20 protein-coding genes are annotated in these 20,851 nt (G+C 72.2%); 3 read left to right on the top strand and 17 right to left on the bottom strand.

Annotation, left to right across the window (positions count from 1 at the left end; all coding sequences use genetic code 11):
• Nucleotides 1-21: 21 nt before the first annotated feature.
• The 11 genes from HN013_RS25875 to HN013_RS25825 form a co-directional block, all read right to left on the bottom strand.
• The gene (locus HN013_RS25875; protein ID WP_171170270.1) at nt 22-588 is read right to left on the bottom strand and encodes an adenine phosphoribosyltransferase; all 567 of its coding nucleotides are present in this window, start codon (nt 586-588) and stop codon (nt 22-24) included.
• The gene (gene secF, locus HN013_RS25870) at nt 585-1,715 is read right to left on the bottom strand and encodes a protein translocase subunit SecF (protein WP_171170268.1); all 1,131 of its coding nucleotides are present in this window, start codon (nt 1,713-1,715) and stop codon (nt 585-587) included. Before secF ends, HN013_RS25875 begins: the two co-directional genes overlap by 4 nt.
• A 1-nt stretch (nt 1,716) precedes the next feature.
• Entirely contained in the window at nt 1,717-3,501 is a 1,785-nt protein-coding gene (gene secD, locus HN013_RS25865; RefSeq protein ID WP_171170266.1) for a protein translocase subunit SecD, read from the bottom strand.
• Nucleotides 3,502-3,649: 148 nt separating this feature from the next.
• Entirely contained in the window at nt 3,650-4,165 is a 516-nt protein-coding gene (gene yajC / locus HN013_RS25860) for a preprotein translocase subunit YajC (protein ID WP_171170264.1), read from the bottom strand.
• Nucleotides 4,166-4,330: 165 nt separating this feature from the next.
• Nucleotides 4,331-5,431 (bottom strand): Holliday junction branch migration DNA helicase RuvB, encoded by a 1,101-nt coding sequence (ruvB, locus tag HN013_RS25855; RefSeq protein ID WP_171170261.1) that lies wholly within the window; start codon nt 5,429-5,431, stop codon nt 4,331-4,333.
• A gap of 97 nt (nt 5,432-5,528) precedes the next feature.
• Entirely contained in the window at nt 5,529-6,143 is a 615-nt protein-coding gene (gene ruvA, locus HN013_RS25850) for a Holliday junction branch migration protein RuvA (protein ID WP_171170260.1), read from the bottom strand.
• Nucleotides 6,140-6,691, bottom strand: a complete 552-nt coding sequence (ruvC, locus tag HN013_RS25845) for a crossover junction endodeoxyribonuclease RuvC (RefSeq protein ID WP_171170258.1) — start codon at nt 6,689-6,691, stop codon at nt 6,140-6,142. The genes ruvA and ruvC overlap by 4 nt, the downstream gene beginning before the upstream one ends.
• A 130-nt stretch (nt 6,692-6,821) precedes the next feature.
• Nucleotides 6,822-7,574: a YebC/PmpR family DNA-binding transcriptional regulator gene (locus tag HN013_RS25840; protein WP_171170256.1), complete on the bottom strand. Its 753-nt coding sequence runs from the start codon at nt 7,572-7,574 to the stop codon at nt 6,822-6,824.
• Nucleotides 7,575-7,632: 58 nt separating this feature from the next.
• The gene (gene pdxT / locus HN013_RS25835; RefSeq protein ID WP_171170254.1) at nt 7,633-8,226 is read right to left on the bottom strand and encodes a pyridoxal 5'-phosphate synthase glutaminase subunit PdxT; all 594 of its coding nucleotides are present in this window, start codon (nt 8,224-8,226) and stop codon (nt 7,633-7,635) included.
• Nucleotides 8,227-8,306: 80 nt separating this feature from the next.
• Nucleotides 8,307-9,218, bottom strand: coding sequence for a pyridoxal 5'-phosphate synthase lyase subunit PdxS (gene pdxS, locus HN013_RS25830; RefSeq protein ID WP_171170313.1), 912 nt, complete (start codon nt 9,216-9,218; stop codon nt 8,307-8,309).
• A gap of 91 nt (nt 9,219-9,309) precedes the next feature.
• A complete protein-coding gene (locus HN013_RS25825; RefSeq protein ID WP_171170252.1) occupies nt 9,310-9,864 on the bottom strand; it encodes a hypothetical protein in 555 nt (184 codons plus the stop codon).
• Between the two features lie 224 nt (nt 9,865-10,088).
• Here HN013_RS25825 and HN013_RS25820 point away from each other — a divergent pair, with 224 nt between their 5' ends.
• Nucleotides 10,089-10,784, top strand: a complete 696-nt coding sequence (locus HN013_RS25820; RefSeq protein WP_171170250.1) for a VC0807 family protein — start codon at nt 10,089-10,091, stop codon at nt 10,782-10,784.
• Between the two features lie 93 nt (nt 10,785-10,877).
• Here HN013_RS25820 and HN013_RS25815 read toward each other — a convergent pair whose 3' ends face one another.
• From HN013_RS25815 to pgsA, 3 genes are read right to left on the bottom strand one after another with little or no spacing between them, the layout of a single operon-like run.
• A complete protein-coding gene (locus tag HN013_RS25815) occupies nt 10,878-12,107 on the bottom strand; it encodes a glycosyltransferase family 4 protein (protein WP_171170248.1) in 1,230 nt (409 codons plus the stop codon).
• Complete coding sequence (locus tag HN013_RS25810; protein WP_171170246.1) at nt 12,104-13,039, bottom strand: phosphatidylinositol mannoside acyltransferase; 936 nt, start codon at nt 13,037-13,039, stop codon at nt 12,104-12,106. Before HN013_RS25810 ends, HN013_RS25815 begins: the two co-directional genes overlap by 4 nt.
• The gene (gene pgsA, locus HN013_RS25805) at nt 13,036-13,716 is read right to left on the bottom strand and encodes a phosphatidylinositol phosphate synthase (protein ID WP_171170244.1); all 681 of its coding nucleotides are present in this window, start codon (nt 13,714-13,716) and stop codon (nt 13,036-13,038) included. Before pgsA ends, HN013_RS25810 begins: the two co-directional genes overlap by 4 nt.
• A gap of 402 nt (nt 13,717-14,118) precedes the next feature.
• Here pgsA and HN013_RS25800 point away from each other — a divergent pair, with 402 nt between their 5' ends.
• Both HN013_RS25800 and HN013_RS25795 read left to right on the top strand, forming a co-directional pair.
• Complete coding sequence (locus tag HN013_RS25800; RefSeq protein WP_171170242.1) at nt 14,119-16,332, top strand: elongation factor G-like protein EF-G2; 2,214 nt, start codon at nt 14,119-14,121, stop codon at nt 16,330-16,332.
• Between the two features lie 166 nt (nt 16,333-16,498).
• On the top strand, nt 16,499-18,148 hold the full coding sequence (locus HN013_RS25795) for a hypothetical protein (RefSeq protein WP_171170240.1): 1,650 nt from the start codon (nt 16,499-16,501) through the stop codon (nt 18,146-18,148).
• 10 nt (nt 18,149-18,158) lie between these two features.
• Here the strand turns inward: HN013_RS25795 and HN013_RS25790 are convergent, their stop codons facing one another.
• The 3 genes from HN013_RS25790 to HN013_RS25780 all read right to left on the bottom strand — a co-directional run bounded on the left by HN013_RS25790 (nt 18,159) and on the right by HN013_RS25780 (nt 20,845).
• Nucleotides 18,159-19,388 (bottom strand): YncE family protein, encoded by a 1,230-nt coding sequence (locus HN013_RS25790; RefSeq protein WP_249375398.1) that lies wholly within the window; start codon nt 19,386-19,388, stop codon nt 18,159-18,161.
• Nucleotides 19,388-20,197, bottom strand: a complete 810-nt coding sequence (locus tag HN013_RS25785; RefSeq protein ID WP_312018716.1) for a polysaccharide deacetylase family protein — start codon at nt 20,195-20,197, stop codon at nt 19,388-19,390. Before HN013_RS25785 ends, HN013_RS25790 begins: the two co-directional genes overlap by 1 nt.
• 87 nt (nt 20,198-20,284) lie before the next feature.
• The gene (locus tag HN013_RS25780) at nt 20,285-20,845 is read right to left on the bottom strand and encodes an HIT domain-containing protein (protein ID WP_171170238.1); all 561 of its coding nucleotides are present in this window, start codon (nt 20,843-20,845) and stop codon (nt 20,285-20,287) included.
• Nucleotides 20,846-20,851 lie beyond the last annotated feature (6 nt).

Raw genomic sequence — 20,851 nt, 5'->3', positions numbered from 1 at the left:
CGGCGACCGCCGGACCTTGGATCAGACGCGGATCAGCGCGTCCACCGGCGCCCCGCCGAGCACCTTCTCCAGCCGCTTGCGGCCGTCGAGGAAGCCCAGCTCCATCAGGACCGCCACGCCCACGGGCTCGGCCCCGGCCCGGCGGATCAGCTGGACCGACGCCTCGGCGGTGCCCCCGGTGGCGAGCACGTCGTCGATGACGAGCACCCGGTCGCCGGGGGCGAAGGCCTCGGCGTGTATCTCGATCTCCGCCGTGCCGTACTCCAGGTCGTACGTCTGCGACAGCGTCGCCCCGGGCAGCTTGCCGGCCTTGCGGACGGGGACGAACCCGACCCCGGCCCGGACGGCCACGGGGGCCGCCAGGATGAAGCCGCGGGCCTCCAGGCCGACCACCTTGTCCACCCGGTGGCGCGCGCAGAGCTCCGCGAGCGCCTCGGTGAGGGCGGTGAACGCCTCGGGGTCGGCGAGCAGCGGGGTGATGTCCTTGAAGACCACGCCCGGCTTCGGGTAGTCCGGTACGTCGTGGATCCGGCTGAGCAGCAGCTCGCGCAGGGTCCCCTCGGCGCCCTCGGCGCGTCCGGCGGTCATCGGCGCTTCCCGCCGCGGCCGCCGCGGTTGCGGCTCACCGGCTGCCGGCGCTGCCCGACGAGGCCGGCCGGGGACGCGTCCTGCGGCTCGTCGTCCCCGGCGTCCTCGGCGTCCGTGTCGGCGCCCCGGCCGTCGTCCTGCCCCGAGTCCGCCTTGGCGGCCTGTGCGGCGCGCTTGGCGCGGACGCGCCGGGTCAGGGCCTTCATCTGCGGGTCGCGCTCCTTGAGGTCCGCGACCAGCGGAGTGGCGATGAAGATCGAGGAGTAGGCACCGGCCGCGAGGCCGACGAACAGGGCGAGCGAGATGTCGTTGAGCATGCCCGCGCCCAGGAAGCCGCCGCCGATGAACAGCAGACCGGCGACCGGGAGGAGGGCGACGACCGTGGTGTTGATGGAGCGCACCAGGGTGCCGTTGAGGCTGCGGTTGGCGATCTCGCTGTACGTCCAGCGGGTCTGCTTGGTGATGTCCTTCGCGCTCTCCTTGAGGCCGTCGAAGACGACGACCGTGTCGTAGAGCGAGTAACCGAGGATGGTCAGCAGACCGATCACGGTGCCCGGGGTGACCTCGAAGCCGACGAGCGCGTAGACGCCGACGGTGATGGTGAGGTCGTGGATCAGGGCGACGAGCGCCGCCACCGCCATGCGCCATTCGAAGGCGAGGGCGAGGTAGATCACCACGAGGACCATGAAGACGGCGAGACCCGTCCAGGCCTTGTCGGCGATCTCCTCACCCCAGCTCGGGCCGACGATGTCGGTGTTGACCTTGTTGATCGGCATGTCGAGCTTCTCGGCCAGGGCTTCCTGGGTCTTCACCGAAGCCTTGGTCTCCAGCTCGCTGACCTGGATGCGGAGCTTGCCGTCGCCCTGCTTCTGGACGATCGCCGTGTGTCCGGAAACCCTTTCCACCGTCTCCTTGGCGGCGTCGGCGGAGACCGAGGTCTTCTCCGTGGCGAAGACCGCGCCGCCGGAGAACTCGATGCCCATGTTCAGGCCGCGCACCGCCAGGCCGACGATGGCCGTGATGGTGATGAGGATCGAGATGCCGTACCAGATCTTCCGCTTGGCGACGAAGTCGTAGCCGACCTCGCCTCGGTAGAGCCGGGCGCCGAGGGTGCCGAGTCGTGACATCTCACGCCTCCTTCGGGTCGACAGGGGCGGAGGGGCGACGGCGGGAGGCCCGCAGCGGCGGCTTGGCGCCGAGCCGCTTGGGATCCAGCCCGGACCAGGGGTGACCGTTGGCGAAGAACTTGCGCCGGGCCAGGATCGTCATCAGCGGCTTGGTGAAGAAGAAGACCACGACGACGTCGAGCAGCGTGGTCAGACCGAGGGTGAACGCGAAGCCCTGGACCTTGCCGACGGTGACGATGAAGAGCACCGCGGCGGCCAGGAAGGACACGAAGTCGGAGACCAGGATCGTCCGGCGGGCGCGCGGCCAGCCGCGCTCCACGGCGGGACGCAACGTGCGGCCCTCGCGGATCTCGTCCCGGATGCGTTCGAAGTAGACGATGAACGAGTCGGCGGTGATGCCGATCGCGACGATGGCACCGCACACGGCCGGCAGGTTCAGCGCGAAGCCGATGGCCTTCCCGAGCAGCACCATGATCGTGTAGGTCAGGACCGCCGAGGCCGCGAGGCTGGCGAGGGCCACGAGCGCGAGGCCGCGGTAGTAGACCACCAGGTAGATGACCACGAGCGCGAGGCCGATGGCACCGGCGATCAGACCGGCGCGCAGCTGGTCGCCGCCGAGGGCGGCGGAGACGGTGGTCTCCGTGACGACGTCGAACGACAGCGGCAGGGCGCCGTAGGACAGGATGTTGGCGAGGTCGTCCGCGCTGGACTGGTCGAAGCTGCCGCTGATCTCGGCGCTGCCGCCGGGGATGGCCGAGCGCACCGAGGGAGCGGAGACGGCCTGGCCGTCCATGACGATCGCGAAGCGGTTCTGCGGCTCGGGCTTGGCGGCGAGCTTGCCGGTGATGTCGGCGAACTTCTTGGAGCCGCTGCCGTTGAACTTCAGCTGGACCTGCCAGCCGCCGCCCTGCTGGGTGTCGAGGGCGGCCTTGGCGTCGGTGACGTCCACGCCCTGGACCGCGACCGGGCCGAGGAGCAGCTTCTCCTGGCCGTCCTTGTCGCACACCACGACGTTGGTCTCGGGGCCGACGTCCTTGCTCTTCTGCGCGGCCTTCGAGCGCGCCTCGGGGGTGGAGCAGTCCAGGGCGGCGAACTGCTTCTGCAGGTCGTCGGTGGCGTTGCCGGAAGGATTGGGGGACGGCGGCTTGGGCGCCTGCGGGGCCTTCAGGGCCTCCGTGACGGCCCGCCCCTGCGTACGGGAGGCGGACGGCGTGGCCGAGGCACCGGGCGCGGACGCGGTGGGCGTCCCGGAGGGCTTGCCCTTCTTGTCCTTCTCGCCGTCCTTGGCCTTGCTCTTGTCGCCCTTGTCGCCCTTGCCGCTCTTGTCCTTGTCGGCTCCCGCCGACGCGCTCGGCGAGGGTTCGGGAAGCTTGCCGGCCGGGGCGGCGAACAGCACGGGGCGGAAGGTGAGCTTGGCAGTGGTGCCGACCTGCTCACGAGCCTGCTTCGCGTTCGTCCCCTTGGGGATGTTCACGATGATGTGCTCCCGGCCCTGCGTCTGGACCTCGGACTCGGTCACACCGAGACCGTTGACACGCCGCTCGATGATGCCCGCGGCCGTGTTCATGTTGGTCGTGTTGATCGCGTTGGGCTGGCCCGGCTCGTTCATCGCCTTGAGCGTGAAGCTCGTGCCGCCCGCCAGGTCGATGCCCAGCCGGGGGGTGGTCTGCCCGGAGGCGAACATTCCCCCGACGAGCGCCACCATGGCGATCAGGATGAAGGCCAGGACTCTGCCCGGCCTGCCCTGGCCGCCCGGGGACCTGCGGCCCTTCTTCGGTGCTGCCACCTTGTCGTTTCTCCCTGTCCAACCGCCGGGCGTCGGGTGTTCGCCGGACGGCCACGAAGTTTGTGGGGACCTGCCCCCCGCCGGAGCCTAGACCGTCAGCGAACCGCGACGCACCGAGCGGGGGGTGCGTCGCGGTTCCTGGGTGGGGCTACTTCGCGTCGGAGTCGCCGTCCTGCTTGCCGTCCTTCGGCTCCGCCTTGCCGGCGTCCGCGGACTTGTCGGCCTTCTTGCCGGCCTTGTCCTCCGCCGCGGAACCCTCGGCGGCGGTGTCCTTGCCGAGGTCGATCTTCTTCTCGCCGGCCTTCTCGGCAGCGGTGTCATCACCCTCCGTCAGCGACGAGAGGTCGTCCGGGACGACCGGGGCGTCGTCGCCCGACGGCTCGATGCCGTGGATGATGCGGTTGTACTCCTCGTCCGGGAGCACAGCCCCGATGGAGTTCTTCGCGTAGATCGCGTGAACGCCGGGAGCGACCTCCAGGAGGACCGAGTCCTCGCTGACCTCCTTGACGGTGGCGTACATTCCGCCGATCGTCCGCACACCGGTGCCCGGCTGCATCTGGTCGCGCATCTGCGCAGCCTGGCGCTGCTTGTTCTTGGCCGACCGGGTCATCAGGAACATGGCCCCGATGAGCACGATGAACGGCAGGAGAGTCACGATATTCACGGGACGGGATTTCCTTCACACGACCGCCTGGGGATGCGGCCTGGTCTACGGGGGTGGTATGCCGCACCGATACGGACGGCATCGGCGGAGTCTAAGCGAGTCCGCACCAATGGAACAACGCCCAGCATGGCACCCGGGTTCCTGGCCGGACCAGTCCCCGCGCCGTCACTCGGCGAACAGGGAGCGCTGACCAGGGCCGCCCTCACCGGCCCGGCCCGTACCCCCGGCAACCTGCGGCGGTACGAGCCCCAGGTGCTCCCAGGCGGCGGGGGTCGCGATCCGGCCCCTGGGCGTCCTGGCCAGCAGGCCCTCCCGTACCAGGAAGGGCTCGGCGACCTCCTCGACGGTCTCGCGCTCCTCGCCGACGGCCACGGCCAGCGTGGACAGGCCGACCGGGCCGCCGCCGAAGAGCTTGAGGAGCGCGGTGAGCACGGCCCGGTCGAGCCGGTCGAGGCCCCGGGCGTCCACCTCGTACACCTCAAGGGCCCGGGCCGCGATCTCCCGGGTGATCAGGCCGTCGGCCTCCACCTGGGCGTAGTCCCGGACCCGGCGCAGCAGCCGGTTGGCGATGCGGGGCGTGCCGCGGGAGCGGCCGGCGATCTCGGCCGCCCCTTCCGCGTCTATGGTCACGTCGAGCAGACCGGCCGAACGGCCGATGACGCGCTCCAGCTCGGCGGGGGCGTAGAACTCCATGTGCCCGGTGAAGCCGAAGCGGTCGCGCAGCGGGGGCGGCAGCAGCCCGGCGCGGGTGGTGGCGCCGACGAGGGTGAAGGGCGGCAGCTCCAGGGGGATGGCGGTGGCGCCGGGGCCCTTGCCGACGACGACGTCGACGCGGAAGTCCTCCATGGCCATGTAGAGCATCTCCTCGGCGGGCCGGGACATGCGGTGGATCTCGTCGAGGAAGAGCACCTCGCCCTCGGCGAGCGAGGAGAGGATCGCGGCGAGGTCGCCGGCGTGCTGGATAGCCGGACCGGAGGTGATCCGGATGGGGGCGCCCATCTCCGCGGCGATGATCATGGAGAGGGTGGTCTTGCCGAGTCCGGGGGCGCCGGAGAGCAGGACGTGGTCGGCGGTGGCGCCGCGGGCCCGGGCGGCGCGCAGCACGAGGTCGAGCTGCTGCCGGACCCGCTCCTGCCCGACGAACTCCTCCAGGTCCTTGGGGCGCAGCGCGGCCTCGACGGCCCGGTCCTCGCCGTCGGCGGCGGCGCCGACGACGCGGTCGGCGGCGGGGGTGGTGTCGTATGCGGACTCGTCGTCCCAGTTCACGAGGGAAACCTCACGGTGCGGGCGGAGGGGCTGGTGTCAGCCCGTTGGGCGTTTGCGGGCACGCGCCGCGGGCGCGCCGGGGGGCGGAACCCCTTGCTCATCGGGCCCGGTTCAGCGTCTGCAGCGCGGCCCGCAGCAGCTGACCGACCTGCGGCGTGCCGGCCGCGGCTTCCGCCTGCGGGGCCACGGCCGCCACCGCCTCCTCCGCGTCGCGCGACGCGTAGCCGAGGCCGACGAGCGCGGCGTGCAGCTGGTCCTGCCAGCCGGGGGCGGCCGAGGAGGCGGCCGCACCGGCCGGCGCGGAACCGACCGGCTCGCCCAGCCGGTCCTTGAGCTCCAGCAGCAGCTTCTGCGCGCCCTTCTTGCCGATGCCGGGCACGGCGGTGAGCGCCTTCTCGTCGCCCGTCGCGAAGGCGCGGCGCAGCGCGTCCGGGGAGTGCACGGCGAGCATGGCCTGGGCGAGGCGGGGGCCGACGCCGCTCGCGGTCTGGAGCAGCTCGAAGGTCTGGCGCTCGTCGTCGTCGGCGAAGCCGTAGAGCGTCAGGGACTCCTCGCGGACGACGAGGGAGGTGGCCAGCCGCGCCGGCTGCCCCACGCGCAGCGTGGCGAGGGTGCCGGGCGTGCACTGGACGGCCATGCCGACGCCGCCGACTTCGACGACGGCGGTGTCGGGGGCGAGGGCGGCGACGGGGCCGGAGACGAAGGCGATCATCGGGTGCCCTTCGGGAGGCGTACGGGAGCGGTGGTGCGGCGGTGGGCGGCGGCCGCCTGCTGGAGGCGGCCGGTGGCCGGGGCGCGCCAGATATGGCAGATGGCCAGGGCGAGGGCGTCGGCGGCGTCAGCGGGTTTGGGCGGCGCGTCGAGCCGGAGCAGCCGGGTGACCATAAAGCCCACCTGCGCCTTGTCGGCCCGGCCGGATCCCGTGACGGCCGCCTTGACCTCGCTGGGGGTGTGCAGGGCGACGGGCAGCCCGCGGCGGGCGGCGCACAGCATGGCGACGGCGCTGGCCTGGGCGGTGCCCATGACCGTGCGCACGTTGTGCTGGCTGAACACCCGCTCCACGGCGACGTATTCGGGCCGGTGCTCGTCGAGCCACTGCTCTATCCCGCGCTCGACGAGGACGAGCCGTTCGGCGGTGTCCGCCTCGGCGGGGGTGCGGACGACCCCGACGCCGACCATGCGCAGCGGACGCCCCGCCGTGCCCTCGACCACGCCGACGCCGCACCGCGTCAGCCCCGGGTCCACCCCCAGCACGCGCACTCCGCCCCTCCTTCGGTCAACTGTTCCGGCAGGTTATCGGGCGGCACTGACAACGCCCCGGACCGACAAGCGCGACGGGCCGACGGGAGGTGTCCCGTCGGCCCGTCGGCGGCGGCCGCAGCTGGTCGGCTCAGGCGTCGACCTTCGCCATGACGTCGTCGGAGACGTCGAAGTTGGCGAAGACGTTCTGCACGTCGTCGCTGTCCTCCAGCGCGTCGATCAGCTTGAAGATCTTGCGCGCGCCGTCCTCGTCCAGCTCCACCTGCATGGTGGGGACGAAGTTGGCCTCGGCCGAGTCGTAGTCGATGCCGGCCTCCTGGAGCGCGGTGCGGACCGCGACCAGGTCGGTGGCCTCGCTGATGACCTCGAAGTTCTCGCCGAGGTCGTTGACTTCCTCGGCACCGGCGTCCAGGACCGCGCCCAGCACGTCGTCCTCGGTCAGCTCACCCTTGGGGACGATCACGACGCCCTTGCGGTTGAACAGGTAGGACACCGAACCCGGGTCGGCCATCGAGCCGCCGTTGCGGGTCATGGCCACGCGGACGTCACCGGCGGCGCGGTTGCGGTTGTCGGTGAGGCACTCGATGAGCACGGCCACGCCGTTGGGGCCGTAGCCCTCGTACATGATCGTCTCGTAGTCGGCGCCGCCCGCCTCCAGGCCGGCCCCACGCTTGATCGCGGAGTCGATGTTCTTGTTCGGAACCGACTGCTTCTTCGCCTTCTGGACGGCGTCGTAGAGCGTCGGGTTACCGTCGAGGTCGGCGCCGCCCATACGGGCCGCGACCTCGACGTTCTTGATCAGCTTCGCGAAGAGCTTGCCGCGCTTGGCGTCGATCACGGCCTTCTTGTGCTTCGTCGTAGCCCATTTAGAGTGGCCGGACATCAGCCTGTCTCCTTCGCGTAACCCATCCTGAACGAACGACAGAGATCCTACCGGGATCTCAGCGCTGTGCGGCGCGGACCATGTCCACGAACAGTCCGTGCACCCGGTGGTCGCCGGTGAGCTCCGGATGGAAGGACGTGGCCAGGACGTTCCCCTGGCGCACGGCCACCGTGTGGCCGTCGTGAACGGCAAGGACCTCGACGTGCGCCCCGGTGGACTCGACCCACGGGGCGCGGATGAAGACGCCCTCGACCGGGCCGTCCTCGATACCGGTCATCGCGACCGACGCCTCGAACGACTCGTTCTGGCGCCCGAAGGCGTTGCGGCGCACGATCATGTCGATGCCGCCCAGGGTCTCCTGGTCCTCGCGGCCGTCCAGGAGCTTGTCGGCCAGCATGATCATGCCGGCGCAGGTGCCGTAGACGGGCATCCCGGACCGCACCCGCTCGCGGAGCGGCTCCAGCATGCCGAAGACCACGGCCAGCTTGGACATGGTGGTGGACTCGCCGCCGGGTATCACCAGGCCGTCGACCTCGGCGAGTTCCCCGGGCCGGCGGACCGGGCGGGCCGTCGCGTCGGCGGCCGCCAGGGCCACGAGGTGCTCGCGGACGTCGCCCTGCAGGGCGAGGACACCGATGGTGGGAGTGGACACGGACGTCCTGCCTCTCGGTCGTACGGACCGGTGGGCGGCCCGCGCCTGTGCCGCGGACCGCCCACCGGGGAATGCGGGGACTACCAGCCGCGGTTGGCGTACCGCTCGGCCTCGGGGAGGGTGTCGCAGTTGATGCCGACCATGGCCTCGCCCAGGTTGCGGGAGGCGTCCGCGATGACCTTCGGGTCGTCGTAGAAGGTGGTGGCCTTCACGATGGCGGCGGCCCGCTTGGCCGGGTCACCGGACTTGAAGATGCCGGAGCCGACGAAGACGCCCTCGGCGCCGAGCTGGCGCATCAGCGCGGCGTCGGCGGGGGTGGCGACACCACCGGCGGAGAACAGCACCACCGGCAGCTTGCCGAGCTCGGCGACCTCCTTGACCAGCTCGTAGGGGGCGCGCAGTTCCTTGGCGGCGGCGAAGAGCTCGTTGTTGTCGAAGGCGCGCAGCTTGCCGATCTCGTTCTTGATCTGGCGCAGGTGGCGGACGGCCTCGACGACGTTGCCGGTGCCGGCCTCGCCCTTGGAGCGGATCATCGCCGCGCCCTCGGCGATACGGCGCAGGGCCTCGCCCAGGTTGGTGGCACCGCAGACGAAGGGGGTGGTGAACGCCCACTTGTCGCTGTGGTTGACCTCGTCGGCGGGGGTCAGGACCTCGGACTCGTCGATGTAGTCGACACCGAGGGACTGGAGGACCTGGGCCTCGACGAAGTGCCCGATGCGGGACTTGGCCATCACGGGGATGGAGACGGCGTCGATGATCTCTTCGATCATGTTCGGGTCGGACATCCGGGCCACGCCGCCGTCCTTGCGGATGTCGGCCGGGACCCGCTCCAGGGCCATGACCGCCACCGCGCCCGCGTCCTCGGCGATCTTCGCCTGCTCGGCGTTGACGACGTCCATGATCACGCCGCCCTTGAGCTGCTCGGCCATCCCGCGCTTGACGCGTGCGGTGCCGGTCTCGGGGTTCTGCGACGTGCTGGGGGTGGACACGATGTGACCTCACTATCGGAGCGGTGATGCTGCAGCGTCATCAAAGCCGCCCGGCCGGTGAGGTGAAAGGGCCAATCCGAGGTCAGTGGCCTGTTCAGTGGCCTGTCCGGTCGGCGAGCGCCGCGGGGGGCTCGTCGTCCATCTCGAAGGCGAGCGGGAAGGGGGCGTGACCGGCCAGCCGGAACCAGCGCACCACCCGGTGCCTGCGCACGGCCCGGGCCGCGCGGACCGCGTCGTTGTGGAAGCGGCGGGCCATCGGCACCCTGCGGACGGCCTGGTCCAGCTCCCCCAGCGACTCCTCGCCGCCCGGTGCCCCGCGCACGGCCGCGGCCTGCGCGCCCTCGGCGAAGACCGCGCGCAGCGCCTGGCTCAGCTCGCTCTCGGCGACCTCCCGCTGTTCCTCCTCCGCCTGCCGGGCGGCGTGCGCGGCCTGGTAGAGGACGATCGAGGCGGCCGGGTCGAGGACCCCCGCGGTGGCGAGCTCCTGGGCGACCGAGGCGCGGCGCAGCAACTGGGCGTCGAGGGCGGCGCGCGCCATGTCGATGCGGGTGTGCAGCCGGTCCAGGCGGCCGGCGGTCCAGCTGAGGTAGATCCCGACGAGGACCAGGGCGGTCACCGTCCACACGAAGATCCAGAGAGAATCCGTCACGCCGGGTCACAGTACCCGTCCCGGCGCGGGCCCCCGGCCACTCCCGGCGGGACGCTCCACCCACGGGTGGAGGCCGGGTGGAGACCGGCGCCGGGGGATTCGACCCCGGCTCCGATCCGTCTCCACCCTCCCCGCGCCTAACGTCATGTGCGGCAGAACATCCGTCCCCGCACCCGGTGGCGGATTCCCGTTCCCGGGCAACCGGTGACCAGGGGAGTCGTCCCATGCGACCGCACGGCTCGCGCGCCCGGCGCGATCTCGTCCTCACACCGACCGTCGTCATCGCCCTGCCGTTGGCGCTCTACTACCTGCTCCGCGCGCAGGGTGCCCCCGCGTGGCAGGCGCTCCTGATCAGCAGCGCACCGCCTGTCGTCCGCGCCCTGGCCGGCGCCGTCAGGGGCCGCCGCGTCGGGTACGTCGACGCGCTGGTCGTCGGCCTGCTCCTGGTGTCCGCCGCGATCTCGCTGATCAGCGGCAATCCCCGGGTGCTCCTGCTGAAGGACGCGGCCCTCCCGGCCGCTGTGGGCGTGGGTATAGGGGCCACGTTGTGGTCCTCCCGGCCGTTCGCCTTCCGGTTCGGCCGTCACCTCGGCACGGACGCGGCGGCCGTCCGCGCGGAGCGGTACTGGCGGGAGTCCCCCGATTTCCGGCGGGCCCTGCGGTCGCTCACCGTGCTGTGGGCCGGCGCGGAGTTCCTCGACGCCCTGCTGAGCGCGGCGCAGGCGCTGATACTGCCGGTCGACGCGGTGCCGCTGCTCGGCAGGGCCCAGTCGCTGATCATCGTCGGTTCGGTCGTGTTCCTCAGCGTCCGCAGGAGCTGGCGGTTCCGGGAACGGCACGGGATACCGCTGTTCGGCCTGCGGGAACCGGACGCAGCGGTGGGCGCGGAGGCGCGGGGGAAGACGCCGGACCCGGTGTGAGGTGGCGCTCGCGGGGGGGCCGCTGACGGTGGGCCGCCGGAGGGCGGGGAACGGCCGGGACGGCCCACCCGGACCCGCCGCCGGCCCGCCCGGTCAGTCCCGGGCGAGTCCCAGCCGCGCCCTCAGTCCGGTCCGTTCGTCCGTGGCCACCGACGCCGCCCCCGCCGTGACCGTCTCATAGACGGCCAGGATGTCGGCACCGACCGTCGACCAGTCGAAGCGCCGGACGTGGCGGCTGCCCCGCTCGCTGAGTTCGGCCCGGCGGGCGGGGTCGGCGAGGAGGCGGACGGCCGCGGCGGCCAGGGCGTCCGCGTCCTCGTTGGCGAACAGCTCACCGGCCGTGCCCTTGTCCAGGACCTGGGCGAAGGCGTCCAGGTCGCTGGCGAGCACGGGGGCACCCGCCGACATCGCCTCGACCAGGATGATGCCGAAGGACTCGCCGCCGGTGTTGGGCGCCACGTACAGATCGACGCTCCGCAGCAGCCGGGCCTTGTCCTCGTCACTGACCATGCCGAGGAACTCGACGGCTCCCCGGGCCTCGGGCGGCAGGGCGGCGACGGCCTCCTGCTCGTCACCGCGTCCGGCCACCAGCAGCCGGGTGCCGGGGCGTTCGGCCAGGATCTTCGGCAGGGCGCGCATCAGGACGGGCAGGCCCTTGCGGGGCTCGTCGATCCGGCCGATGAAGCCGATCGTCGCGGGGCGGCCGGTGCCCTCGGGGGAGCCGCCGTCCCCGGCGTCGGGTCCGGGCCGGTCGGCGCGGCCCGTGCCCGTCCACTCGGTACGAGGCTCGGCGCGGGCGAAGAAGTCGACGTCGACGCCGTTGGGGATGACGACCGCGTCCCCGCCGAGGTGCTCGACCAAGGTCCTGCGGGCGTACTCGCTCACCGCGATGCGCGCGCTGATCTTCTCCAGGGCCGGCTGGAGGATCGGATAGGCGGCGATCATCGCCCGGGAGCGGGGGTTGGAGGTGTGGAAGGTGGCGACGATGGGCCCCTGGGCGGCCCAGCAGGCCAGCAGACCCAGCGACGGAGAGGTGGGCTCGTGGATGTGGATGACGTCGAAGTCGCCCTCGTGCAGCCAGCGGCGCACCCGGGCGGCGGACAGGAAGCCGAAGTTGAGCCGGGCGACCGAGCCGTTGTAGGGCACGGGGACGGCCCGGCCCGCGGAGACCACGAACGGCGGCAGGGGCGTCTCGTCGTCCGCCGGGGCGAGGACGGAGACCTCGTGCCCGAGCCGGATGAGGTGTTCGGCGAGGTCACGGATGTGGAACTGGACGCCGCCGGGCACGTCCCACGAGTACGGGCAGACGATCCCGATCCTCACGGCGCCTCCGTCCCGGGGCCGGCCGCCGGCCGCGGACCGCCGTCCCGCCGGTCCAGATCGGCCAGCCAGAGCCGCTGGAGCATATGCCAGTCCTGCGGGTGCTCGGCGATGCCGGAGGCGAACGCGTCGGCCAGGGCCTGGGTCATCACCGCGGCCTTCTCCGGCCGGGTGCCCGTGCCCGGTACCTCGACGGGCGGGTGCACCCGGCCCCGCAGCACCGGGGACCGGTCGTACCAGAGGGTGACCGGCAGCAGCGCGGCACCGGTCTGCACCGCGAGCCGGGCGGGGCCCCCGGGCATCTTGGCGGCCTCGCCGAAGAAGGTGACCTCTATGCCGTGGGCGGAGAGGTCGCGGTCGGCCACCAGACAGACCAGGCCACCGGACCGCAGCCGCCGGGAGAGCGTGCCGAAGGCGGTGCCCCCGGCATGCGGGAGGACCTCCATGCCCAGACCCTCGCGATAGGCCACGAAGCGGTCGTACAGGGATTCCGGCTTCAGCCGCTCGGCGACCGTCGTGAAGGGCACCCCGAGCCGCGTGGTCACCCAGGCGCCCGCCAGGTCGTAGTTGCCCATGTGCGGCAGGGCCAGCACCACACCGCGCCCGGAGGCCAGCGCCTCCTCCAGGTGGTGCAGCCCCTCGGGCGCGAAGCCGGTGCGGATGCGCTCACGGCTCCAGGCCGGCAGCCGGAAGGACTCCATCCAGTAGCGCATGTACGAGCGCATGCCCTCCCGCGACAGCCGGGCGAGCCGCGCCGGGGAGGCGTCGGGGAGGACCCGGGCGAGGTTGGCCTCCAGCCGGAGCACGCCCTTGCCCCGCCGCTTCCAGGCGAGGTCGGCGATCCCGCGCCCCAGCCGCGCCGCCGCCGGCTCCGGGAGCCGCTTGACGGCCCCCCAGCCCAGCCCGTACAGCGCGTCGGTCAGCTCGTCCTTCACCCGGCTCCTCCCCCGGCCCCTCCGGACCCGCCCACAGCCACCGCGGCGTCCGCCTCGGCCGCCTCCCGGCGGACGGTCACCACCCGCTGGACCAAGGTGACGAAGCTGCCCGCGGCCACGATCCACAGGGCGATGGGCAGCAACACCTGGATGCCGGGGACACCGAACTTGTGCAGCCCGGAGAGACCGCACGCCACCAGGGAGATGACCAGCCGCTCGGCCCGCTCGATCAGCCCGTTGACCTTCACCGGGAGCCCGATGCTCTCGCCCCGGGCCTTGGTGTACGACACCACCTGACCGCTGGCGAGGCAGAAGATCGACACGGCGCAGAGCATGATGCTGTGCCCGTCGTAGCCCGCGTACCAGAGGGCGAGGCCACCGAAGATCGCCGCGTCGGCGACCCGGTCGAGCGTCGAGTCGAGGAACGCCCCCCAGCGGCTGGAACGGCCGAGCTGCCGCGCCATGTTGCCGTCGACCAGATCGGAGAAGACGAACAGCGTGATGGTGACCGTGCCCCAGAAGAACTCCCCCTGGGGGTAGAAGACCAGCGCACCCGCCACCACACCACCGGTACCGATGAGGGTCACCGCGTCGGGGCTGACGCCGAGGCGGATGAGCAGGGCGGCGAACGGCGTGAGAACACGCGTGAAGAACGCACGCGCGTACTTGTTCAGCATGGCCTTCCCGGAGGGTCGTGTGCGGGCCGCGCGACCGAAGGGCCACCGGCTGGCCCATCGTAGCCACGCCGCGGGGGCCCACCGCGCCCGCATCGGACACCTCGGCCATGGCGCGGATCACTCCGGGGGCGCTCCGGACGGACACCGGACCGGCTCCGGCCGCACCCCCGGCCCCTCCCGCCGGGGGCCCGGGCCCCTCCCGCCCGCGTTCCGCGCGGACGGCCCGCACCCCACCCCCGCCCGCGGCGGGAGCGCACCACCCGAATGGCCGCGCTCCCGGGGAGCACCGACGGCAGTGTGCGCCGGGTCGGGCGGTCGCGCCACCGTGTGCGACGTATGGACGCAGCGTGACCACGGTGGAAAGCTCGAAGGATCGCAGGTGTCAACCGGAAGGCGAGGCACATGGGCGAGAAGACGAACCACTCCGGTCACCCCGGGGCCGCCGGCAGAGCGGCGGCGGCCGACCGGCCCGGCAGCATACGGAACGTGGTGCTGGTCGGCCACAGCGGATCCGGCAAGACGACCCTCGTGGAGGCACTGGCCCTGGCCACCGGCGCTGTGACGCGCGCCGGCCGGGTCGAGGACGGCGCCGCCCTCTCCGACTACGACGAGATCGAACACCGCCAGCAGCGCTCGGTACAGCTGTCCGTCGTCCCCGTGGAATGGGCCGGAATCAAGGTCAACGTGCTCGACACCCCCGGCTACGCCGACTTCGTCGGCGAGCTGCGGGCCGGGCTGCGGGCGGCGGACGCCGCGCTCTTCGTGGTCTCGGCCGCGGAGGGGGTCGAGGGCGTCTCGGGAGCGACCCGCGCCCTGTGGGAGGAGTGCGCGGCGGTCGGCATGCCGCGCGCGATCGTGGTGACGCACCTGGAGGCGGCGCGGGCGGACTTCGACGCCATGACGGAGACCTGCCGCGCCGCCTTCGGCGGCGACTCCCCCGAGAGCGTGCTGCCGCTCTACCTCCCGTTGCACGGCCCCGAGGGCCCCGACGGACACCGTCCCGTCACCGGCCTGACCGGACTGCTCTCCCGGCGCGTCTTCGACTACGCGACCGGCGAGCGCACCGAGACCGAACCCGAACCGGACCTGCTGCCGGTGATCGAGCAGGCCCGCAACCGGCTCATCGAGGGGATCATCGCCGAGAGCGAGGACGAGACCCTCATGGACCGCTACCTCGGCGGCGAGGACATCGACGTCAAGACCCTCATCGAGGATCTGGAACGGGCCGTGGCACGCGGCTCCTTCCACCCCGTGCTGGCCGCCGCCCCCGCCGTCGACGGCGCCCGCCAGGGCCTCGGCACCGTCGAACTGCTGGAACTGGTCACGGGCGGCTTCCCCACCCCCGGCGAGCGCGAGATTCCCGCCGTCACCGCGCTCGACGGCAGCCCGCGCCCCCCGCTGGCCTGCGACCCGGCCGGTCCGCTCGCGGCCGAGGTGGTCAGGACCTCCTCCGACCCCTACGTCGGCAGGATCTCCCTCGTCCGCGTCTTCTCGGGCACGCTGCGCCCCGACGAGACCGTCCACGTCTCCGGCCACGGCCTGGCCGACCGCGGGCACGAGGACCACGAGGCGGACGAGCGGGTGGGCGCCCTCTCCTCGCCCTTCGGCAAGCACCAGCGCCCGCTCGCCCAGGCCATCGCCGGTGACATCGCCTGCGTGGCCAAGCTCGCCCGGGCCGAGACCGGCGACACCCTCTCCTCCCCCGGCGGGCCGCTGCGCATGGAGCCCTGGCTCATGCCCGACCCCCTCCTCCCGGTGGCCATCCAGGCGCACAGCAAGGCCGACGAGGACAAGCTCTCCCAGGGCCTGGCCCGGCTGGTCGCCGAGGACCCCACCATGCGGCTGGAGCACAACCGGCACACCCACCAGGTCGTCCTCTGGTGCCTCGGCGAGGCGCACCGGGACGTGGCGCTGGAGCGGCTGCGCACCCGCTACGGCGTCCGGGTCGACGTGGTCCCGCACCGGGTGGAACTCCGCGAGACCTTCGGCGGGAAGGCCTCCGGGCGCGGACGGCACGTCAAACAGTCCGGCGGCCACGGCCAGTACGCGATCTGCGAGATCGAGGTGGAACCGCTCCCGGGCGGCTCCGGCATCGAGTTCGTGGACAAGGTGGTCGGCGGCGCGGTGCCGAGGCAGTTCATCCCGTCCGTGGAGAAGGGCGTCCGGGCCCAGGCCGCGAAGGGCCTCGCCGCCGGCTGCCCCCTGGTCGACGTACGGGTGACGCTCCTCGACGGCAAGGCGCACTCGGTGGACTCCTCCGACGCGGCGTTCCAGACGGCCGGTGCCCTCGCCCTGCGCGAGGCGGCCGCCGAGGCCCGGGTCCACCTCCTCGAACCGGTCGCCGAGCTGCGGGTGCTGGTCGCCGACGAGTTCGTGGGCCCGGTCATGAGCGACCTGTCCGGGCGGCGCGGCCGGGTGGTGGGCACCGAGCAGTCCCCGGGCGGCCGCACGCTCGTCCGCGCGGACGTCCCGGAGCTGGAGATCGGCCGGTACGCCGTGGACCTGCGCTCGCTGTCGCACGGCACCGGGCGGTTCAGCCGCTCCTACGCCCGGCACGAACCCATGCCGCCGCAGATCGCCGACCGCGTCCGCGAACAGCAGCAGAACGGCGCATAGTTCACAAGCCGCCCACTCCAACTCGTCCGGAGTGGGCGGCTTTCCGATCTCCTGCGACAGGCGGGGGTCCGCCCCGTTACGCTGGACGTGCGGCCCTCCGGCAACTGTCCGCGCGGGCAGCCGGATCGGGCCGCCGCAGCAGCGGCGGGCGGCTTGGGGGGCATCAGTGACAGACGGGTTCGACTTCAGCCCGGGCGCCCAGATCCCCATCTCGGGCGGTGCCGGACAGACCGCGGCGACACAGGCGCTCGCCTCCGCCGCCTACCGCGACGGACCGATGGAGGAGCTCCTCAAGGCCAACTCCGACTGGGCCACGTCCTCCGTCAAACCGCCCCGCATCTCCCTCTTCGAGCCCAACCTCGGCGAGGCGTTCTCCCGCGCCGTGCAGCAGCGGATGCTGGGCGGCGGACGGAAGCCGCTCATCCAGTCCTTCGGCACCGAACCGCAGGTCATCGTCGAGCACTGCCTCGCCGCCAGCCGCATCCGCAGACAGCGCGACACCCGGCTCACCGTCATCATGCTCGTCTTCGGCGTGCTGTTCCTGCCCGGCGTCCTGATCTGGCTCGGCGTCTTCCAGCTCCGCCGCACCCTCGCCGGCGCCCAGAACAAGCGCGCGGGCGCCCTCGGCACCGCGCTCCTCCTGGTCCTCGCCGTCCTCGGCGCGGTCCTCATGGTCAAGCTGCCGTTCGACGGCTTCCTGGGCGTCTACCTCCGCGCCATGATGGTCGCCCCCATCATCGGCTGGGCCTGCGCCAAGACCGTCTGCGAACGCACCGCCAAGGACCTGCGCAACCGCTGGACCGGCCTCCTCGACGGCGGCGGCATCGGCGCCAAGATCCCCGAGGCCGTCCCCAGGAACCCCGGCGAGAGCGCCGCCGAACAGCTCCGGCAGAACCTGGAACGCCTCTCCGCCGAGCAGAAGAGCAACGTCGTCTTCTACGCCGGCCCCAAGGGCATACTCGGCATGGGCACCCGCTGGGGCAGCTGGCAGCTGGCCGAGGAGCTGGCCCCCGCCGACCCCGACAAGGAGATCAACCCGTTCCGCAGCTGGGACATCATGCGCGCCGTCCACGACCAGCTGCGCCTGCTCGAACGCACCCCCATCAACACTGGCGGCCTGACCCCGCCCTTCGTCGAGCACTGGGTGGTCTCCCCCATCGGCGAGGGCGCCGGCGCCGTCTCCCGGCCCGCCGGCGAGGACGCCTCCTTCCAGATAAGGGGCGCGGCGCTCCAGAAGATCTGCAACGAACAGCACTTCGGCAGCGGCGACCGCCACTACCTGGGCACCCAGTTCGTCCTCTGGGACGGCCAGTTGGTCATCACCCTGCTCATCAACGTCACGGTCCTGCACAAGACCCTGCGCATCGAGATCACCGGCCACGCCCTCGGCCCGATCCACCCGGTCTTCAACGGCAAGCCCAAGAACCGCACCAAGACCTTCCGCAAGGGCCTGAAGTTCTGGGAGACCTGGGAACGCCAACTTCCCGTGGTCGAGGCCCGCGAGGTCGTCCGCCTCGCCGCCCGTGCCCCGCTGACCTGGTACCCGCCGCTGCTGGAGTACTGGGGAGGCAAGCTCGTCCTCCCCGAACCCTTCGGCCTGCGGCACGCCTGGGCCGACAAGCCCTGGCGCCACCGCTTCATGGCCGACGACGCCCTGCGCGCCGCCACCCCCGTACTCCGCGTGGTGCACGAGACGGCCGTGCGCTTCCTCGCCGAGCACGGGGTGAACACCGAGCGCTTCAGCAGCCGCGCCGGCAACCTCAGCGGTGCCGTCCAGGACCTGTCACCCCGTCAGGCCGACGTCTACAACGCGTGACCCGCACGGCTCACCGGAAGATCCCCGTGTGCCCGAGCGAATACCGTCCGGGCTGCGGGTAGACGGCGAGCCCGTGCGGCCCGGCGCCCACCGGGATGCGCGCGATCTGATGCCCGTCCGTGGTGTCGATCGCGTAGACCTCGCTGTTGTAACGCCCGGACAGCCACAGCACCTTGCCGTCCGCCGACACCCCGCCCATGTCCGGGCTGCCGCCGTCCGGCAGCTCCCACTTGTGCACCAGCTTCCGGCTCGCCAGGTCCAGCACCGAGATCGAGCCCTCGCCCCGGTTCGAGATGTACATCGACTTGGAGTCCCGGCTCACGTACAGCCCGTGCGCCCCCTTGCCGGTCGGCATCAGCCACGGCTCGGTGAACTTGTCGCCGTCGAGCACCCACAGCCCGTCCGCCATCATGTCCGCGACGTACCACGTCCGCCCGTCGGACGCGATCTTCACATCCTGCGGCATCGCCCCGTCGAACGGCAGCTTCTGCTGGCCGATCACCTTCATGTGCTCGGTGTCGACCTTCAGCAGCTCCCCCGAGAACTCGCACGAGACGATGAAGTACCGCCCGTCCGGCGAGAAGTCCGCGTGATTGACACCCAGACAGCTCACCGGCACCGTCTTCTTGCGCTTCATGGTGTGCGCGTCCCGGAACACCAGCTCCCGGTCCATCGACGCCATCACCACCGCGTGCTTGCCGTCCGGCGTGAAGTAGAGGTTGTACGGGTCATGGACCGGGACCGTCTTGCCCGCCCTGCCCGTCGCCGGGTCGATCGGGGTCAGCGTGTGCCCCCGGTCGTTGTTGACCCACAGCGTCTTCAGGTCCCACGACGGCACCACGTGCTGCGGCTGCGACCCCACCGGGATCGTCTCGATGACCTTGTACGTCTTCGGGTCGATGACGCTGACCGTGTCCGACTCCGTGTTCGGTACGTACACCCGGGACGGGAAGTCCTTCACCACCGGGGACAGCGCGTTGGGCCGGTCGGCCGCGTAGACGTCGTGCGGGTCCAGCAGGGGCGGCATCCCCGGCAGCCCCTGCGGCACCCCCCTGGCCGCCCCCTGCCGCTGCTCCTGGTGCGGCCGGCCGCCGGCGGCCTCGTCGCTGCTGCCACCTCCACAGCCGGCCGCGGCCAGCAGCACCCCGCAGGAGGCCAGCAGCGCGGCCCTGCGGAGCCCGCGCGGCAGGCGGCGCGGGCGGGGACGGGAACGGGGGCGGACGTGCGAGAACTGGATCATCAGGTCAGCAGCTCCGAAGTCGTCACCGCGCGCAGGCCGCGGCGGTGCAGGCCGTCGAGGATCGCGGGCAGCGCGGCCACCGTGCCGGCATGCCCGAAGTGCAGACTCACCACCGACCCCGGACGCGCCCCGTTCAGCACGGCGCGCTGAACGGCCGCCGCACCGGGATCGGTGAAATCGAGGGAGTCCACGTTGTACGACAGGACGTGCGGATACCCCGCCTTGCGCGCCAGCCGCACCACCTGTGCGGTGGCGAGCCGCGCCTTCGACGGCCGGAACCAGCGTCCGACGCCGCCGGTGAGCTTCCGCAACCGGTCCGCGCACTGGGTGATCTCGGCGTACGCGGCCGTGGCGCTCATCGCGCAGATGTCCAGGTGGCGCATGGTGTGGTTGCCCAGTTCGTGCCCACCGTCGAGCACCCGGCGCGCCAGCTGCGGCTGGGCGTCCAGCCAGTCCCCCACCGCCAGCACGGTCACCCGGGCCCCCGCCCGTTCCACCTCCGCCAGACAGCCGGTCGCCGTCCTGGCGTCGCCCCGGCCGTGGAAGGTGAGCGCCACGGCCTTCCGCCCGGCGGGTCCGTGCTCGATCTGCGCGGGCAGCCCGGCCGGCAGCGGCCGCAGCGCGGGCGCATGCCCGACGGCTCCCGGCGGCCCGGACGGAACGGCCCGTGCGGACGCCCGCGCACTCGACCCACCGCCGCCCGCCGCCCGCCGCTCCTCGTCACAGCCGACGAGCGGTGCCCCCGCCAGTCCGGCGAGGACACCGCTCGCGGCTGCGCGCAGCACGGCACGGCGATGCGGGAAGGTCACCGCACCATTAGAGCTTTTTTGTCCGGTTTTGGGGTGATTTTCCTATGGTGGCGGCAGGCGTGTCCCGCCCGCACGCCGAATGGGTGACTACGCCTCGGGCCAGACGTCGGCGAGCATCTTCCGGGTGTCGGCGAGGAGTTGGGGCAGCACCTTGGTGTGGCCCACCACGGGCATGAAATTGGTGTCGCCACCCCAGCGGGGCACGACGTGCTGGTGCAGGTGGGCGGCGATGCCGGCCCCCGCCTCCATGCCCTGATTCATGCCGATATTGAACCCGTGCGCCCCGGAGGCGGTCCGCAGGGCGGTCATGGCCGCCTTGGTGAACCGGGCCAGCTCGGCCGTCTCGGCGTCGTCGAGCTCGGTGTAGTCGGCGACATGACGGAACGGGACGACCATGAGGTGGCCGCCGTTGTACGGGTACAGGTTGAGCACCGCGTAGACGCGCTCGCCCCGGGCGATGATCAGCCCGTCCTCATCCGACTTCTCCGGAATGGAGCAGAACGGGCAGCCGTCACCGGCGCCCGGGCCGGTGGGCTTGTTCTCCCCCTGGATGTAGGCCATCCGATGGGGCGTCCACAGGCGCTGGAAGGCGTCCGGGGACCCGACTCCGATCTGCTGCTCGGGCTCACTCGTCATGGTGAGCAGCATATTCCC

The organism is Streptomyces sp. I05A-00742 (assembly GCF_013055795.1).
Lineage (GTDB): Bacteria > Actinomycetota > Actinomycetes > Streptomycetales > Streptomycetaceae > Streptomyces.
Note: the sequence above shows the minus strand (reverse complement) of the source record. Positions and strands in the feature narration are given on the sequence as shown.